Annotated in this window: 16 protein-coding genes; 13 read left to right on the forward strand and 3 right to left on the reverse strand. The window is 41.1% G+C overall.

The window, feature by feature from the left end:
* Nucleotides 1-700: 700 nt before the first annotated feature.
* Nucleotides 701-2665, forward strand: a complete 1965-nt coding sequence (locus ACA086_RS00005) for a T9SS type B sorting domain-containing protein (RefSeq protein ID WP_371001132.1) — start codon at nt 701-703, stop codon at nt 2663-2665.
* Between the two features lie 37 nt (nt 2666-2702).
* Here the strand turns inward: ACA086_RS00005 and ACA086_RS00010 are convergent, their stop codons facing one another.
* On the reverse strand, nt 2703-4298 hold the full coding sequence (locus ACA086_RS00010; protein ID WP_371001133.1) for a M81 family metallopeptidase: 1596 nt from the start codon (nt 4296-4298) through the stop codon (nt 2703-2705).
* Nucleotides 4299-4549: 251 nt separating this feature from the next.
* Here ACA086_RS00010 and ACA086_RS00015 point away from each other — a divergent pair, with 251 nt between their 5' ends.
* The 3 genes from ACA086_RS00015 (at nt 4550) to ACA086_RS00025 (ending at nt 5613) form a co-directional block, all read left to right on the forward strand.
* On the forward strand, nt 4550-4798 hold the full coding sequence (locus ACA086_RS00015; protein ID WP_371001135.1) for a hypothetical protein: 249 nt from the start codon (nt 4550-4552) through the stop codon (nt 4796-4798).
* Between the two features lie 162 nt (nt 4799-4960).
* Nucleotides 4961-5416 carry a hypothetical protein gene (locus ACA086_RS00020; protein ID WP_371001136.1) on the forward strand — a complete coding sequence of 152 codons (456 nt, stop codon included), beginning with the start codon at nt 4961-4963 and terminating at the stop codon, nt 5414-5416.
* A gap of 2 nt (nt 5417-5418) precedes the next feature.
* Nucleotides 5419-5613, forward strand: a complete 195-nt coding sequence (locus ACA086_RS00025) for a helix-turn-helix transcriptional regulator (RefSeq protein WP_371001138.1) — start codon at nt 5419-5421, stop codon at nt 5611-5613.
* A gap of 5 nt (nt 5614-5618) precedes the next feature.
* Here the strand turns inward: ACA086_RS00025 and ACA086_RS00030 are convergent, their stop codons facing one another.
* Nucleotides 5619-5900 (reverse strand): hypothetical protein, encoded by a 282-nt coding sequence (locus tag ACA086_RS00030; RefSeq protein ID WP_371001139.1) that lies wholly within the window; start codon nt 5898-5900, stop codon nt 5619-5621.
* 151 nt (nt 5901-6051) lie between these two features.
* Here ACA086_RS00030 and ACA086_RS00035 point away from each other — a divergent pair, with 151 nt between their 5' ends.
* From ACA086_RS00035 to ACA086_RS00075, 9 genes are all read left to right on the forward strand, one after another.
* Nucleotides 6052-6420: a fructose 1,6-bisphosphatase gene (locus ACA086_RS00035; RefSeq protein ID WP_371001140.1), complete on the forward strand. Its 369-nt coding sequence runs from the start codon at nt 6052-6054 to the stop codon at nt 6418-6420.
* A 2-nt stretch (nt 6421-6422) separates the two neighbouring features.
* Nucleotides 6423-7286, forward strand: coding sequence for a hypothetical protein (locus tag ACA086_RS00040; protein ID WP_371001141.1), 864 nt, complete (start codon nt 6423-6425; stop codon nt 7284-7286).
* 47 nt (nt 7287-7333) lie between these two features.
* A complete protein-coding gene (locus ACA086_RS00045; RefSeq protein WP_371001142.1) occupies nt 7334-7876 on the forward strand; it encodes a DUF4287 domain-containing protein in 543 nt (180 codons plus the stop codon).
* Nucleotides 7866-8114, forward strand: a complete 249-nt coding sequence (locus ACA086_RS00050; RefSeq protein WP_371001143.1) for a hypothetical protein — start codon at nt 7866-7868, stop codon at nt 8112-8114. Before ACA086_RS00045 ends, ACA086_RS00050 begins: the two co-directional genes overlap by 11 nt.
* 10 nt (nt 8115-8124) lie before the next feature.
* Nucleotides 8125-8988 (forward strand): alpha/beta fold hydrolase, encoded by an 864-nt coding sequence (locus ACA086_RS00055; RefSeq protein WP_371001144.1) that lies wholly within the window; start codon nt 8125-8127, stop codon nt 8986-8988.
* Between the two features lie 205 nt (nt 8989-9193).
* On the forward strand, nt 9194-9805 hold the full coding sequence (locus tag ACA086_RS00060) for an acyloxyacyl hydrolase (protein ID WP_371001145.1): 612 nt from the start codon (nt 9194-9196) through the stop codon (nt 9803-9805).
* Between the two features lie 345 nt (nt 9806-10150).
* Nucleotides 10151-10921, forward strand: coding sequence for a DUF5602 domain-containing protein (locus tag ACA086_RS00065; protein WP_371001147.1), 771 nt, complete (start codon nt 10151-10153; stop codon nt 10919-10921).
* Nucleotides 10922-10999: 78 nt separating this feature from the next.
* Nucleotides 11000-13834 carry an ATP-binding protein gene (locus ACA086_RS00070; protein WP_371001149.1) on the forward strand — a complete coding sequence of 945 codons (2835 nt, stop codon included), beginning with the start codon at nt 11000-11002 and terminating at the stop codon, nt 13832-13834.
* 44 nt (nt 13835-13878) lie between these two features.
* On the forward strand, nt 13879-14835 hold the full coding sequence (locus ACA086_RS00075) for a c-type cytochrome (RefSeq protein ID WP_371001150.1): 957 nt from the start codon (nt 13879-13881) through the stop codon (nt 14833-14835).
* A 39-nt stretch (nt 14836-14874) separates the two neighbouring features.
* On the opposite strand, the gene ACA086_RS00080 is transcribed toward ACA086_RS00075, so the two are convergent.
* Entirely contained in the window at nt 14875-15579 is a 705-nt protein-coding gene (locus tag ACA086_RS00080) for a hypothetical protein (RefSeq protein WP_371001151.1), read from the reverse strand.
* Nucleotides 15580-15628 lie beyond the last annotated feature (49 nt).

Below are 15628 nucleotides of genomic sequence, written 5' to 3' on the forward strand. Positions count from 1 at the left end.
AAGCATTGCCGCAAGGCAATGAGCTTTGCAGTATTTTCAGCAGCGGGATCAAAGGAAGCCCGAAGTAGTGCAGAGCGCACTTCGGGCAATCCTGGATAAAACATAGGATCAATGAGTGGAGCGAGTTAATCCTAGATCCATTAACTCCAACATATTTTACGATTGGAAAAAGCATTGCCGCCAGGCAATGAGCTTTGGTACCTGCCAATAGGCAGGCAGGTTTTCAGGTGAGGAACCAAAGGAAGCCCGAAGTAGTGCAAAGCGCACTTCGGGCAATCCTGGATAAAACATAGGATCAATGAGTGGAGCGAGTTAATCCTGGATTCATTACCTCCAACATATTTTACGATTGGAAAAAGCATTGCCGCAAGGCAATGAGCTTTGCAGTATTTTCAGGAGAGGGACTTTAGGAGTACATCAATCCTGCCACATGTCAAGGAAATAAAACAATTAAGGCCCCTTTCTGCAGGTTTGCAGTGTTTTAGCGTATCCACGGCAACTGTTTAGCTACTATTCTTGAATTTCAAAGCAATCGAGATGTAGAATAAGGTTTTGTATGTATCTTTTACTTCTACTAAATTTAAATACTAAAGTCTAGTCCTTTTTTACTAATATCTGAATAGGTTTGATTTCTAGATGCTGCCTTATATTACTAGTGTTCAACGCTGCCTCCCTCTTCGGACAGGCTGAAACTATCAACATGCCCCCCCGAAATAACAGTCCGGGCTTCGAAATTAGTCTTGTAACATGTAGTTCTGACTTTTTCGACAGTGGTGGTCCTAATCCCTACGAAAATAATGAAAATGGCATACTTACTTTTTGCCCGGAAACTGACGGAGACCGGATTCAAATCGACTTTATTTCTGCCGATATAAAAGCTGGTGATTTTCTAAAAGTCTACGATGGAGACTCCGTTCATGCCCCTCTCTTGCTAACCATAAATAACATAACTGCTTTAGACTTTGAACGCACTCTTGTTAAGGCTTCTCAAGGGAATCCTCAAGGATGTCTTACCGTTACTTTTACCTCCATAATGATGTCAGTCCCCAACCCCTATGAGGGCTGGTTCGCTTCAGTAAGTTGCTTTACCCCTGTAATTGAACCTGGTGAACCGCAGGATCTTTTTAGAAACGACGACCCCAGTGGGGATGAAATTGAAATCTTTGATTTGACTGAGAACGATGGTGCCGTTCTTAATGGACTTAGTCCTTTTGAATTTGAGGTAACCTATTACTCTAATGAAGCGGATGCCTCAAGCGGTTTCAATCCACTCGATCCAATGCATTCCAATACGACAAATCCACAACCGATTTATTGTCGATTGGAGAATCCAACGACGGGGTATAGCGCAATTGATAGTTTTTTAATTTACGTAAATCGAATTCCTGATATCTTTCCGGTTTCAGACTTGACCGCCTGTGATTCGGATTCAGATGGCGTGGTGTCTTTTCGTCTGTCGGATCGTTATGAAAGTATATTTAATGGGAGAGAGAGCCTTAGACTATTGTTCTATTCTTCATCAGATGATGCTATCAACAATCGAAATACTCTTAATTCTGAAACATATAACAGTACAGGAGGTCCGGAATTAATTTACTACCGACTAATCGATACAGAGACAGGAGCTTATTCCATAGGAGAATTTTCAATACAGGTCATCGCTTCTCCAATTCTAAACTCTGTCTCAGAAGTCTTAGCTTGTGGGGTGGGCAATGGAACTGCTGAAATAGACCTCAACTTAATAAACGAACAACTGACCGAGGGACAGTTAGACCTTCAACTAACCTGGCACAGCTCACAGGAGGATGCCGAATCAGGGCTAAATCCAATTCCAAATACCCTCAGCCTGGGTCAAAGTACCAGCCTTTTTGTCCGAGCCAGCTCAGCAGAAAGCGATTGTCCTGCCATTGCAGAGATTCCGTTTATTTTTTATACCCAGCCCGAGATCAGCCTGAAGTCTGAATATTATATCTGTCCGAATACTTCAAATCAAGTGGTATTTTTGGAAACCGGACTGTCTGAAAACGACTATTCCTTTAGTTGGCTATTCAATGATGTACCCATTAACTTGGCTGAAGAACCCTTCCTTGAGACGGACCAGATCGGGAGGTATGATGTCTTGATTGAAGATTTTAGAACGGGTTGTATTTTTACAAAAACTGTGGAGGTTCTTCTTGCATCTCCCCCATCAGATCTGGAAATCCGTACGCTGCCAACACAATTTGGTAGTAATTATCAAGTGACTGTAAATACAAGTGGAAGTTTTATATATTCCTTTAGTTTAGACGGTGGCCCATTTCAATCCTCCCCGATTTTTGAAAATGTTCTCCCCGGATCTCATCGCTTGGAAATAACCCTTGAAGGCGGATGCGAGGTCCTGACAACAACCTTCGTCATCCTTGGGTATCCTAGCTTTTTTACTCCAAATGGGGATAATATCAATGAAACCTGGAGTGTAAGCCGAGCCCCCGGCATTACGGATATGACTGTTTATATCTTTAACCGATTAGGAGTTCTAATTACCGTACTTACTGATAATCAGCCAGAATGGAATGGATCATGGAACGGTAGAGACCTGCCTTCTGACACCTACTGGTTTCAAGTTGAATATAAAGAAGACGATACACCAAAAATTGCAAACGGATATTTTTCATTAAGACGCTAAGGAATATCAACGAGAATTTCACATCTATAAAATGGATTCACATCTTTATTCGATTGCTAAGCGGAATCAACCTAGCCGACAAATCAGGATCCTCCATATCCTCATCCAGTGGAAACATAGGTCGTTTAATATGCTTATAGTCTAATCGATGAAGGTCCTGATCGACGCCACCCGGTGTTAAGGCCATAATCCAATCTCCACGCATATTGTAAAGCTCGGGTACCAGGTAGCCAATTTTAACCACCACTATGTCAGATTCTCTCGGATTTAGCCCTAATCGGGTAAAATCTGTTTCGTGATGGTAAGGTTTGCGCTTCTTGGTTACTATGACCTGCACGCTCCCCACTTTTACTACAACTTCGGTCTCGGCATCCTTATCGCCATGTTCTATTGCCTCAATGGTTCCGCTTAATTCTACAGGTGGAGCATAACGCGCATCAACAGCAGCACCAGCTTTACCACTAATTACACCGCCTACTCCTGCGTCCACCGCTTTTTCAATAAACTCAGGTCCTGGAATGGAAGCATAAATTAAAGATGGGCCATCATCCTTTTTAAATTCAGGTCGGGCCAGGATCTGCTCTAATGTCCATGTTACATCGCCGGCACCACCAGCCGTTGGATTATCCCCCATGTCGCTAATCATAAAAGGTTTTTTCTCGCTTTTAATTGCCATATTCAGGCTTTCTTCCAAGGTGGCTACCGGGGCTACAAATTCAAATTCCTCACGAACGGCCCAGAAACTTTGGGCCAATTCTTCAGCAGCAGTAGTTACTTTTTCTTTGTCATCGCCGGTAACCATTACAACTGCGTGATTTCGAGGAGCATCTGCCCAGGCATAACCAATCCAAATTGCCGCGTCAATAACTCCTTCTTGATTAGCTAAAGGAGGTACTTTTGCGTATAAACTTTTGGCAGGTTCGATGCGGGTACTCGTTTTCTCTCCGGGTAAGAGAATAGGAACCGGAATCCAGGCTTTGTATTTTGGCTTTCCTTTTCCACTTTCAATTCTATCGAGTAAGTTAACCAAAGCGCGCTTTTTTGATTCTATGGCATCTTCGTGCGGAGCCATACGGTAACACGTAATTAAATCGGTTTTTTGAGCCAGTTGCTCGGTTACATTGCCATGCAAATCCATAGATGTGGAAATCAACATATCTTCTCCCAATGCTTCGCGGATACGGCTAATCATATCTCCTTCGGGATCGTCCAGACCTACAACACTCATAGCTCCATGGATATCAAAAAACAATCCATCGTATGGGGCATTTTCCTCTAATCTTTCTATCATCTCACCTACTAACTGTTCATAAGCTTCTTTGGTGACGATTCCCCCGGGTAAGGCATGGCCACGTAATGCAGGAAACCATTCAGCTCGCTTTCTCGTTGTTGAATCCTGGTGCATAAAGGGATAATATGAAAAAACCTCATCCCCTCTACGTGCGTGAAAAGCATCAACCTGGGATTGTGCCGGAGAAAAGGTACTCGACTCAATGGCCAAGCCTGCGATGGCAATACGGGGTAATTCGTTGCTTCGTTTGGCCCCCGTCTGATTACAAGCTATTGTAATCAAAAGGCTAAATGTGATTAAAGTATAATTGATATTTCTTAGTAACACTTTTATAGAGATCATGACAATTTATTAGCTTGTGATTTATTCAGATAATTTTAAAAAAATAACGTAGTGATAATATAGAACAAAAATCAGAGATTACTTAAAACTGACTATTTACTTTCTTTTCCTCCTAACAACTCGAACACAGGATTTATGGATACTTACCAAAATTTGGTGATCCCTGATTTTAGAGAAAAGGAGATCACCAATACAGCTGTTTGCTGATGATGTACCTTTACCATATCTAACCCAATTCAAATATTGTTATTATGAACTTCGCAGACTGGATCGGTTCTTTTGGTGTGTTGATGATTTTACTGGCATTTGCCCTGAATATCACGGGTAAACTTTCCAGGAATCAGCTCTCCTATATCCTATTAAATTTAATCGGGGCTAGTCTGGCCTGTCTGGCATCCTTCCTTATCAATTACATTCCCTTTATTATTCTCGAGGGGGTTTGGGCAGCGGTTTCGGCCTATGCACTCTACAAATACTTCACAAAGAATCAACTAGTGTAATCTACGCTTAATCCAATATCGATATAGGCGATTAATAGTAATTATAGAGAGTAAACGCAGCAAAAGAATTGTTAATTAGTCTATTATTTTTTACTTTATGTATAATATTTTTTACATTATGTAATATTTTTTATACATTTGTTTTAACTAATCTCAGTAATCATGAAAAATTATCTTTTTCCTAATCGATTAAAAGTAATCTCCGGCTGGATCTTTTACCTCGCCCTGATAATCGGTTTTTACCTCTGGATCACAGACGGTTTTGACGAAGTTCTTGTAGTTTCCGTTCCCGACCTGTTCGGAACAGACAGTATGTTCAGCAGCGGCAATGGCTGGATGAAAAATAGTATCCTGGATGAGCTCTTTACGGTTCTAATCATTATATCGGGATTGATCCACAGTTTCAGCAGGGAAAAAATCGAAGATGAGCTCATTAGCAAACTCCGTCTCGACTCCCTGATCTGGTCCCTCTATGTAAATTACAGCGTAGTAATTCTTGCCACCATACTGATCTATGACATCATGTATTTTAACGTGCTGATCTTTAATCTGTTTACCATCATCCTCTTCTTTAATCTGAAGTTGCGGTTTTCCCTTTATAAACACTATAAATCGTAAGTATGAAAAACACGATCAAAATACATAGAGTTACACATGGGATGACACAGGAAGATGTGGCACAGCGTCTTGAGGTTTCCAGACAAACCATCAATGCCATCGAAAACAATAAATATTTTCCATCCCTGGAATTGGGGTTAAAATTAGCGAGGATCTTTAAATGTAGTGTGGAAGAATTATTCAGTCTTGAAGAATAAGATTTCTAGCCCTCAGATTTCAAGTTTTGTTCATACTTCCCAAAGGTCACTGCACCAAATAAAACTATTCCTGCAAGTAACTGAACGATAGAGAGGACTTCAAATTCAACGCTTTCATAGAAAGTAACGGAACCCTGTATGATTAAAAACAGGCCGTAGAAAATCAGCAGATTTTTTCGGTATTTCTTCTTTTTCTCCTCAGGAGCCTTACTTAATAATTGCATAACCCATCCTATGATTGCCACCACAAGAAAAACCAGCAACATTATCATTAAGCCCTTTACCATAGGTCAACTTTTTCGTTTTGCCTCCTAAAATTAGCAATTGCTATGATCTCTCGCAAGGTCCCCATTATTTTTAATATATTTGAGATACTTTCGGTTCAATGGCCTTTTCATCCGCTTGAATACCCGACAGACATACTTAAATACAAACTATATGACCAACAAGGAATTCTCTTCCCTGGGCGATAATAAAAAGAAAGATCTGGAAACTGCTTCCAAAATAGAATTGATCAAAAACCTCATCTTCGGAGAAAATATACAGGCCTATGATTCTGAATTTGAGCTACTTAAAAAGGATATAATCAGTAAGAAAAAGCAGCTTGAAGAACTTATTGAAGCCGTGAGAACAGACCTGCGGATGGCGGTAAACGACGTTTCCACTGATATCAATATTCGCATTACAGAATTGGAGGACAAACTTGAAGACAGATTCGAGAACATCGAAAAGCAACAATTGGATGCATCTCAACTCGGAGATCTTCTGATTGAAATGGGGAATAAAGTGAAGAAATCAGAGCGTTGACCATGCAACAGAAAATAGAGCAACAAGACCGGATTGAAATGCTCAAAGACATATTGTTCCCCGAAGAACACATGGCTTTGAAAGACATCTCATCCAGATTGAAGCTCCTTGAAGAATTGTTGCAGGATGAGGAGACGTTGAGAGAAAAAGTAGATCCGATCATAGAAAAGAAATTGGATGCTCACCTTCAGGCTCTTGACAAAAACATAGGTGCTTCGTTCTATGCTACCCTTGAAAAAAATATCCGGGAAGAACCTGAAAAAATGTCTGAATTGCTCTCTCCCTTAATGGGAACTCTCTTAAAAATTCATCGGAAAAAAAGAAGACACGCTTTACTTGATGCCCTTTTAAGACCTTTCGGATATCTAAAATTCCAGGGCGAAGAAATTAAATCGAGGTTTGGCGCAACTACTGAAGAACAAAAACTCCAGAAACAGTTAAAGTCGAACCGAATCGAGCAGGTATTTTTAATCGATCGAAGAAATGGGGAATTAAGAGCCAGTTATTCTGAAACAAACAGGCTCACGGTGGTACTTCAAAACAAAATATTAGATCTCATAGAATCCAGGGTATCAAAAAGCACAGGTGGTGAAAGTCAACATTTGGATTTGATCCCTTTTAAAGGATATCAAATTTACTTGCAACGTTTCGTCACTCATCACGTAGTTGTAGTGGTATCCGGAAAAAAGGATTTACCCTGTACTGAGAAACTACAGGACATCATTTTTACATTTTATTACAAATTTATGTCCGTGAACCTGGATTTGCTTACTGTAGAAAAGGGAAAGAAAACGCTTAAAAAGACCATTGACAGAACTACGCTGGAAGAGGCCATGGCAACTTGTTTTAAACAGCCGTCCTTATAAAAGAGGAAGTTTTGTAGATTAATTACTTTTTTAATATCCTCTCACTTATGGACGCAGCCCTTAAAACCATGATTGCAAATATGCCTGAAAAGACAGGCAAATCGCTGGAAGAATGGATAAAAATACTGAAGGCCAAATCCTTTGTAAAACATTCTGAAGCGGTCTCCTTCCTCAAAAAGCAACACGGTGTCACTCATGGATTTGCAAACACTATTGTTCACTTGTCCAAGGATCAGGGTTCATCCCCTGACGACCTTTTATCTACTCAGTATAAAGGGAAGGAACACCTCTTGCCCATTTACGACAAGTTAAAGGTGTTTGTGGCTACTTTAGGGGATGATGTTACCATCACACAAAAAAAGACAACCGTAAGTTTTATCAGAAAAAAACAATTCGCCCTGGTTAGTCCCGCAACCAAATCGCGCCTCGACCTCGGCCTGAAGATCAAAGGTAAACCTACTACAAACCGACTTGAAAATTCGGGTCCGTTCGGCACCATGTGCACGCACAGGGTTCGATTAGAAAAGCCCGAAGAGGTGGATGCAGAACTTAAAGACTGGATAAGGGAAGCATATGAAAATGCAGGATAGACCTGCTACTCAAACTAAATATTTAAAAAAATTGAAAGACCGACCTATTGCATCAAAAAGAACTATAAAGGGAAAAGAGCTTAAATGCCCGATCTGTGAAAATGATACTTTCTGGATGCGAAAAACCCTGATGAATACCAAAGGGATGACCTTCTTTAAGCTCGACTGGGCCAATAAGCAAGCCGAAAATTATATCTGTGATTCCTGTGGCTATGTATATTGGTTTCTTCCATCTTAAACCCAGGTAAATGTCGGAAATAGAAAAACCACAAGGCCCAAAAATTGAACAAAAAGAAATTGCCCTGGGTAAGTTACGATTCGATTGTCTGGTGGCTGGGAATGAAAAGGACGATCTGGTGGTCCTGCTCCATGGCTTCCCCGAAACCTCATTCATGTGGCGATCACTTATAACGGATCTCTCCTCCGAAGGATTCTACTGCCTCGCGCCCAATATGCGAGGCTATAGCATCAATGCCTGTCCAAAAGGCAAGAAAAACTATCAGATTGAACTACTGGTTAAAGATGTATTAGACTTGGCCAATGCCTTAGGAAAAAGTAAATTCCATTTAATTGCACATGACTGGGGCGCAGTCATAGGGTGGCAACTTGCCTATACGTTTTCGGATAGCCTCATTAGTTATACGGCTCTTTCCGTTCCCCATTTAAAAGGATTCTACAAGGCGCTACAAACTGATAAAGACCAACAGTATCGAAGTCGGTACATCAAAAAACTCGTCGTTCCGTTCATAGCAGAATACGCAATCAGGAAGAATGATTTTGAGGCGTTTAGAAAGCTTTGGAAATCCAGCACTAAAGAAGAACTCGATGATTATCTTTCTGTTTTTAGAAAGAGAAAAGTATTAACTGCGGCCTTGAATTACTACAGGGCCAATTTGGGAAAATCCAAGACCAAAGAAATTGGAGAAATAAGGGTTCCCACGCTTTTTATTTGGGGAAACAAGGACATGGCCATAGGTCGCTATGGGGTTTCAGAAGGTCATCAGTATTGCAAAGGCCCCTATACCTTCCTCGAATTGGATGCGGGCCACTGGCTGATACAAACAAGGTATCCCGAAATTAAAGAGGCCGTTTTAAATCATTTAAATACATGACCTTCATCCGATATTAAATTCCGCTTTCGAAAGAATCGGATTCATAGTATTATACTCCCATATTCCACAATATTTCTTATATTACCTACTCTTTTTCAATTACTTAGCCTTTTTTCTTAAGATTTTAGCCCTGATTGGATCACGTACTTGCTTGCCTGGAGACTCGTATTGTCTACACTTATGATATGACTTAACGAGTGCCTAAATGAACCGACTAAATCACCTTACATACTTTTTATTGTTTGTACTATGTATCACAAACATCTCTTTATGTGCCCAGGAATACAGAATTTTCACAGTTTCTGACCAGATGGTGGGATTGAATGTGGGTTATGGTAATCAAAGAATTGGCGGACTACAAATTGATTCGGAACACGACTATGAGGTTTTGATGTTACAGGGGCAGTATAATTTTCAATTACTTGAAAAGAGAACCTGGAGCTTGGATTTCCTTCTATTGCCTCAATTCAGCTTTTCCAAATACAAACTCAATTTTCACGGTCCCAAAAACTACGGTCATGAACTGGGCCTTAGTGGTGGTCTCCAATTCAGGAAATATATTGTAAAAAATAATTTGGATGCATATCTCCAACTGGCGTTTGGACCGCATTTTGTTTCCGGGGTTCCGGATAGACAAGATGCCGGCTTTATTTTTTCTGATTCTATAGCCATTGGAATTCTCTCAGGACTACTGGATAATCTGTTTCTCAACCTAAAACTAGGACTTCGTCATATGAGTAATGCCCGTATAAAACCGAGGAATGGAGGGGTTGATAATGTGATCCTCAGCGCAGGATTATTGATTAAATTGAGATGAATGCTGCAGAGAATCCGGTGAAGAAAATATTCCTTTTAATCAAAAATATATTCACTTCCCCAGAATCGGAACAGACTGTTTACAACCCTTACACTAGTTCAGAATAATTTACTATTTACCCCTGATTTCTTCAGGAGAGTTTGTTCAAGCAATTAACTACTTCTACCCTACGGGTTTTATGGAATTCCTATGCAATGCTGTTATCAATTAATACTATTCCAGCACCCTCTAACACAATTGTTGCACCCACTTTCCAATGACACAGAATTGTTATTTATTGAGTTAATATTTTATCTCCTATCTATTATTTAAAAGCAGTTTTGAGGAAACAAAAACCTCAATAAAATGAAACCATCAAAAAAACTTTTAGTATTCGTAATGGCAGGATTATGCTTTTCCTGTGACAAAGACGAAAACCCAGTACAGAAACCTGTTCAAGTAACCGAGTTTATTGGCAGCAGGGTTCCTGTTGGAAATGGAGAAGCGTGGACTTATATTAGAACCGACACCAGCCAAAATCCTCTGGAGATTGGAGTACAATTTAATGCCAGTGCCCTTGTAAATCTGCCTTCCGGGAGTATGCATGCAGATGAGTTTGTACTGGACCTTCCATCTGAGATTTCCGTCGCTCCTTATGACCATGTCACTCTCGACTGGAATGAGCATGGCCATGAGCCAATGAATGTGTATGACCGACCACACTTCGATATACACTTTTATTTGATGTCGATGGCAGAGAGAAATCTGATCAGTCCTACAGATAGTATTCAATTCAATGCGCCTTTAGCTGCAGATTACCTGCCTCCAATGTATCTTGAAACTCCTGGTGGAGTACCGAGAATGGGCGCACATATTATTGATCTGCTCTCCCCTGAAATTGCAGGAACAGACATTTTCACCCATACCTTCATCTATGGTAAATACGATGCTCAGATAAATTTCCTGGAGCCTATGGTAACCAGGGAATTCCTGGATAGTAAGGCCTCCGTAGATCAGGAAATCAGGCAGCCGGCATCCTGGCAGCAAGCAGGATATTATCCGAAGCGATATACAATAAACTATGATGCCAGTACAGAGATATATAGTATCATTCTAAAGGAAATGACAAAATTTTAGTACCTTATTTTTAGCGAGGGCCGTTGCCTGTTATCCCTGAGGTACGGCCCGAACTAAAATAACCTGACCAAGACAAAAATGAGAGTTGCGAATACGTTTATACTCCTGCTTATATTCCTGCTGAGTCTTGCCACAAAGGCACAAGATCAGAAATATTATCAGCTGGATACGATTCATCCGGTTCACGATCTGAAACCTTATCTATTTGTACTTCCCGAAGAGGAAGGCAGCTATGAGGTAACCCAAATCCTCAGAGATACTTCCCTAGAGTTCAGACCCCGCGAAAACTTTCCTAAAAATCTTGACATTGGTACAACATATTGGGGTAAGATTGAGCTTGAAACTCAGCATGCACTAGTAGATTGGGAGTTGCACTTAGAAGATCCCAGACCCCGAGACATTGCATGGATTCGAAGTAATGGTAAAGTGGATGTTTATGCTGTCGTAAACGGGGAGCTGCTATACCATAAAAAGACTGGAGTTGGCTATCCCAAATCAGAGCGGGATATCCCTGAAAAATGGATCCTGAACAGGGTAAATTTAGATATCCCTGCCGAATCGAAAGTAACCCTGTACATACGGGTTCAGGGAAACAGTTTCGGCTGGTTTCCTTATTTTAACCCCAGCCTGAGAAAACCGGCATTTCAAAACTACCATCCCTTATTTGCGTTTCATACTTCCTTCGACATTTTTGTTTTTGGGGTAACCTTTATCATTTTCCTGTACCATTTCCTGCAATTCCTCTACCTGCGTCAGCGTATCTTCTTTTGGTTTTCCCTTTGGCTGTTACTTTGCACACTTACTCAGGCCATGGCTATCGGCCTGGATGCAGAATACCTATTGGGCAATGCCCCCTCGCTCCGCTTTTCTGTCTGGCTACTAATTCCCAATTCCATGCTTTTTACTTTCTGGTTCTTTGGACGGGAGTTTGCCAATACCCAAAGGAAATTCCCCCGATTAGATAAGGTTATATTGGCACTGCCCATTATTATGATCATAGCTATAGTAGCGTCACTGTTAATGGCTGCTGTAGGAACACCTGCAGTAATGAACAAGAACATCTCCTTCCATTTTCAGTTCATTATCCTTTATTCATTCTTTGGTTTAATCCTTTCTGTTATCCTTGCCTTTCAAAGAGATAGGTTCGCACGATATTTTGGAATTGGAGCTATAATAGCTACCTCTTTTACACTTTTAGGTGGACTTTGGTCCGAAGGCTATATAAGACTTTCATTTGCTCCATACACAGTGGGTATTTTGCTTCAGACCATCGCTTACTCTTTTGGAATTGCCTACAGGCAACAACAACTTACAATAACTGCACAGGAACAGCAACTCGCCATGCAGGAATCCAGAAATGAAATGAATAGAGTAAAAGATCTGGCCGAAATAAAAACACGCTTTTTTACCAACCTCAGCCATGAATTCAGAACTCCCCTAACCCTGATTCTAGGACCTCTTAATAAGGCCGAAAGGAATTCCCCTGAGGAGCCAAAAACTGCTCTTGAAAAGAAAGACTTTCACCTGCTAAAAAAGAATGCACTTAGATTACAAACTTTAGTTGACCAGCTTCTCGACCTTTCCAGACTGGAAGGGGGCCAGCTTCAGCTCCAGCTCGAACAGGGCAACCTGATTGGCTTTCTACGTACCCTGGTGTATTCATTTGAAAGCCTGGCAGAACGGAAGAACATAAGCCTGAGTACCAGTTTTCCCGAAGATCTATCTCTGGCCTGGTATGATGCGGATAAATTGGAAAAAATTATAACCAATCTACTTTCCAATGCTTTTAAATACACCCCTATGGGCGGTGCAGTTTCCGTGTCTATTCAGAATGATAATAACTACCTTAAAATTGAAATTCGGGATACCGGGGAAGGGATAGAAACCGATGAGTTGCACAAAATCTTCGAGCGGTTTTACCGGGTAGAAGGATCGGAAGAAAAGGGATCCGGCATCGGTTTGGCATTAACCAAGGAACTGGTAGACCTTCATAATGGTACGATCAGGGTTCAGAGCACCAAGGGTAAAGGCACGTCCTTTACGGTAAGACTCCCTATAGCCCTAAACCTCTTACCTGTTTCCGGAAACCAAAATCCAGTTAATAACGCGGAGGTTGAGTTAATACAAGAACCTCTTGAAACAAACCTTCTTGAATCTCCAAAACAAGATGATAAGCCTGTGGCTCTCGTAGTCGAAGACAATGAAGACCTGAGGTCTTACATCAAGGATATACTAGAAGATAGTTTCTCCTTGCTCTCGGCAAAGGATGGATTACAGGGGGAACGAATGGCCATTGAACATATACCTGATATCATCCTCAGTGATGTGATGATGCCCGGAAAAGATGGATATGAACTTTGCCATAGCCTTAAAAACAATACCAAGACCAGCCATATACCCATCATCATGCTTACTGCCAAAGTTGGCCAGCTCAACAAACTTGAGGGTCTTACCCAGGGTGCGGATGCCTATATAACCAAACCCTTTGATGAAAAAGAGTTACTTCTTCAAATGAGGAATCTAATCGAGTCGCGAAAAAAGATCTGGGAGCATTTTAAGGCATCAGATTTATTGCTTATCAAGGATTTGAAATTAACGTCTATGGATGATTCATTTCTGCACAAAGTTGTTGAGGCTATCAAAGGAAATCTGGATAATGAGGGTTTTTCCGTAGAAGACCTCAGTCGGGAAGTCGGTTTTAGTCGATCACAGCTCCACAGAAAATTAAAAGCCCTGATCAACAAATCGGCTAACCAACTTATCACTGAAATTCGGTTAAATGAGGCGCATCATATGCTCGAACATAAGGCGGGAACCGTTTCGGAAATTGCATACTCTGTGGGCTATTCCAATATGTCCTATTTCACAAAAAGCTTTAAGGATAAATTCGGGATTTTACCAAGTAAAGTTTAAACCGTTAATCACACTTGCAACAACCATATAAATCAAACTAAAAAATGAAAAGAATATTAAAGTATTTCGGTATGACCATGGGAATCCTCATTTTGGTTCTGATCGCTATTGGCCTCTATATCGGTGCCAATGATATTCCCACCTATGAAATTGAGAAAATTGAATTTGCTGCGGTAACTACCCCTGAGGCCCTAGAGCGCGGTAAAAAGCTAACCACTATGTTATGTGCCAACTGTCATATGAATAAAAGCACAGGAAAGCTAACAGGTACAAGAATGCTGGATGCCCCGCCGGAATTTGGGGAAATCTACTCCCAGAACATCACCCAGGACGAAAATGCAGGTATTGGCAACTGGACGGATGCCGAATTGCTATACCTCTTGCGAACTGGAATTAAAAAAGACGGACAATACAGTCCGCCTTATATGGCCAAACTCCCTGTGATGGCAGACGAGGACCTGAATGCTATTATCGCTTTTTTAAGGTCGGATGATCCATTGGTAAACCCTGATCCTACTCCTGATACCCCGTCAAAACCATCCTTTCTCACTAAAATGCTGAGTCGTCTGGAATGGAAACCCCTACCAATGCCTGTTAAGAGCATTTCTTTACCTGATTCAACCAATACAATAGCCGTGGGTAAATACCTCGCCCATAACCTCGATTGCTTTTCCTGTCACTCTGCAGATTTTAAGACGAATAATTTTCTACAACCAGAACTAAGTGAAGGCTATTTTGCTGGAGGGAACAAACCCCTTGATTTCGAAGGCCGTGTTAAACTAACTGCCAACCTGACCCCTGATGATGAAACCGGAATCGGAAAATGGACAAAGGAACAATTTATCCTGGCAGTAAAGTACGGGCAAATTGAAGGGGAACCAGCCCTGAGTTATCCTATGATGCCCTACACCCAGCTTACGGAAAAGGAGGCCGGGGCAATCTATGAATACCTTCAAACGCTTGATCCGGTTAAAAACAAAGTGGAACGATCGCTTTACTAATTGAAAGTAAAAGCCCTCTTCAAGAGAGGGGTTTTATATTTACCACGTGCCTAGCATAACACGGGTTCCTGATCTGACCAGATCAGCACCCCCATTGGTTTCTCTAAAAGTATTCCAGGCCTTGTCTCTTGTCTTTTTTTCAGACTCCGTCAGGACTGCACTGGAGCCTCCCATGGCGCTTTTAAAATCCTTGTGACCAGTTATTATCCAATGTGAGCCACCATCAGGTCCTACGCCTGTAGTAAATGCACCATACATATTCATCCATCCTCTCCGAACAGCCGAGGATTGGTATTTTTCATAGGCCGATCTGAATGCATTTGAATTTTCAACCTGTACGATATAATAATTCTGAACAGGATAGGAGGCCTCCATATCCCCCCAGCTGGCCAGTCGCCTCCCCATGGATGAACTAAAACCATCCTTGATATGCTGGTTGATCTGAGTCATAAATAACATCCACTCTGCTCCCCCATCATTAGAATACTGATTTCCCATGGCATCAAGAGAACCGGAAAAGACAATCATATGGGTGAAATTATTCCCCGGATCATTAAAATGGTTTTCCCACAGAGACACAGTAACCCCTTCTGTTTTATGTGCGGTGAAATAGTCGGAAATCAATTTTACAACCGTATTTTGCTGGGAGGGTTCCACAATAAAATTATAAGAAGTAAAATACGCCTCCTGAGCACTGACGTGAATGGTAGCGAATAGAATAATAAGTATTGATAGCTTTTTCATTTTAAGGGTGGTTTTGGTTATTACCCTAATTTACTGAATTTAAAAGAAT

It is taken from the genome of Muriicola sp. E247 (assembly GCF_041358175.1).
GTDB lineage: Bacteria > Bacteroidota > Bacteroidia > Flavobacteriales > Flavobacteriaceae > Muriicola.

Coding starts and splice junctions, on each gene's coding strand:
- ACA086_RS00015 (WP_371001135.1), top strand. CDS start 4,550: ATGAACTTCGCAGACTGGATCGGTTCTTTTGGTGTGTTGATGATTTTA.
- ACA086_RS00075 (WP_371001150.1), top strand. CDS start 13,879: ATGAAAAGAATATTAAAGTATTTCGGTATGACCATGGGAATCCTCATT.
- ACA086_RS00070 (WP_371001149.1), top strand. CDS start 11,000: ATGAGAGTTGCGAATACGTTTATACTCCTGCTTATATTCCTGCTGAGT.
- ACA086_RS00040 (WP_371001141.1), top strand. CDS start 6,423: ATGCAACAGAAAATAGAGCAACAAGACCGGATTGAAATGCTCAAAGAC.
- ACA086_RS00080 (WP_371001151.1), bottom strand. CDS start 15,579: ATGAAAAAGCTATCAATACTTATTATTCTATTCGCTACCATTCACGTC.
- ACA086_RS00045 (WP_371001142.1), top strand. CDS start 7,334: ATGGACGCAGCCCTTAAAACCATGATTGCAAATATGCCTGAAAAGACA.
- ACA086_RS00060 (WP_371001145.1), top strand. CDS start 9,194: ATGAACCGACTAAATCACCTTACATACTTTTTATTGTTTGTACTATGT.
- ACA086_RS00050 (WP_371001143.1), top strand. CDS start 7,866: ATGCAGGATAGACCTGCTACTCAAACTAAATATTTAAAAAAATTGAAA.
- ACA086_RS00010 (WP_371001133.1), bottom strand. CDS start 4,298: ATGATCTCTATAAAAGTGTTACTAAGAAATATCAATTATACTTTAATC.
- ACA086_RS00005 (WP_371001132.1), top strand. CDS start 701: ATGCCCCCCCGAAATAACAGTCCGGGCTTCGAAATTAGTCTTGTAACA.
- ACA086_RS00020 (WP_371001136.1), top strand. CDS start 4,961: ATGAAAAATTATCTTTTTCCTAATCGATTAAAAGTAATCTCCGGCTGG.
- ACA086_RS00065 (WP_371001147.1), top strand. CDS start 10,151: ATGAAACCATCAAAAAAACTTTTAGTATTCGTAATGGCAGGATTATGC.
- ACA086_RS00055 (WP_371001144.1), top strand. CDS start 8,125: ATGTCGGAAATAGAAAAACCACAAGGCCCAAAAATTGAACAAAAAGAA.
- ACA086_RS00030 (WP_371001139.1), bottom strand. CDS start 5,900: ATGGTAAAGGGCTTAATGATAATGTTGCTGGTTTTTCTTGTGGTGGCA.
- ACA086_RS00035 (WP_371001140.1), top strand. CDS start 6,052: ATGACCAACAAGGAATTCTCTTCCCTGGGCGATAATAAAAAGAAAGAT.
- ACA086_RS00025 (WP_371001138.1), top strand. CDS start 5,419: ATGAAAAACACGATCAAAATACATAGAGTTACACATGGGATGACACAG.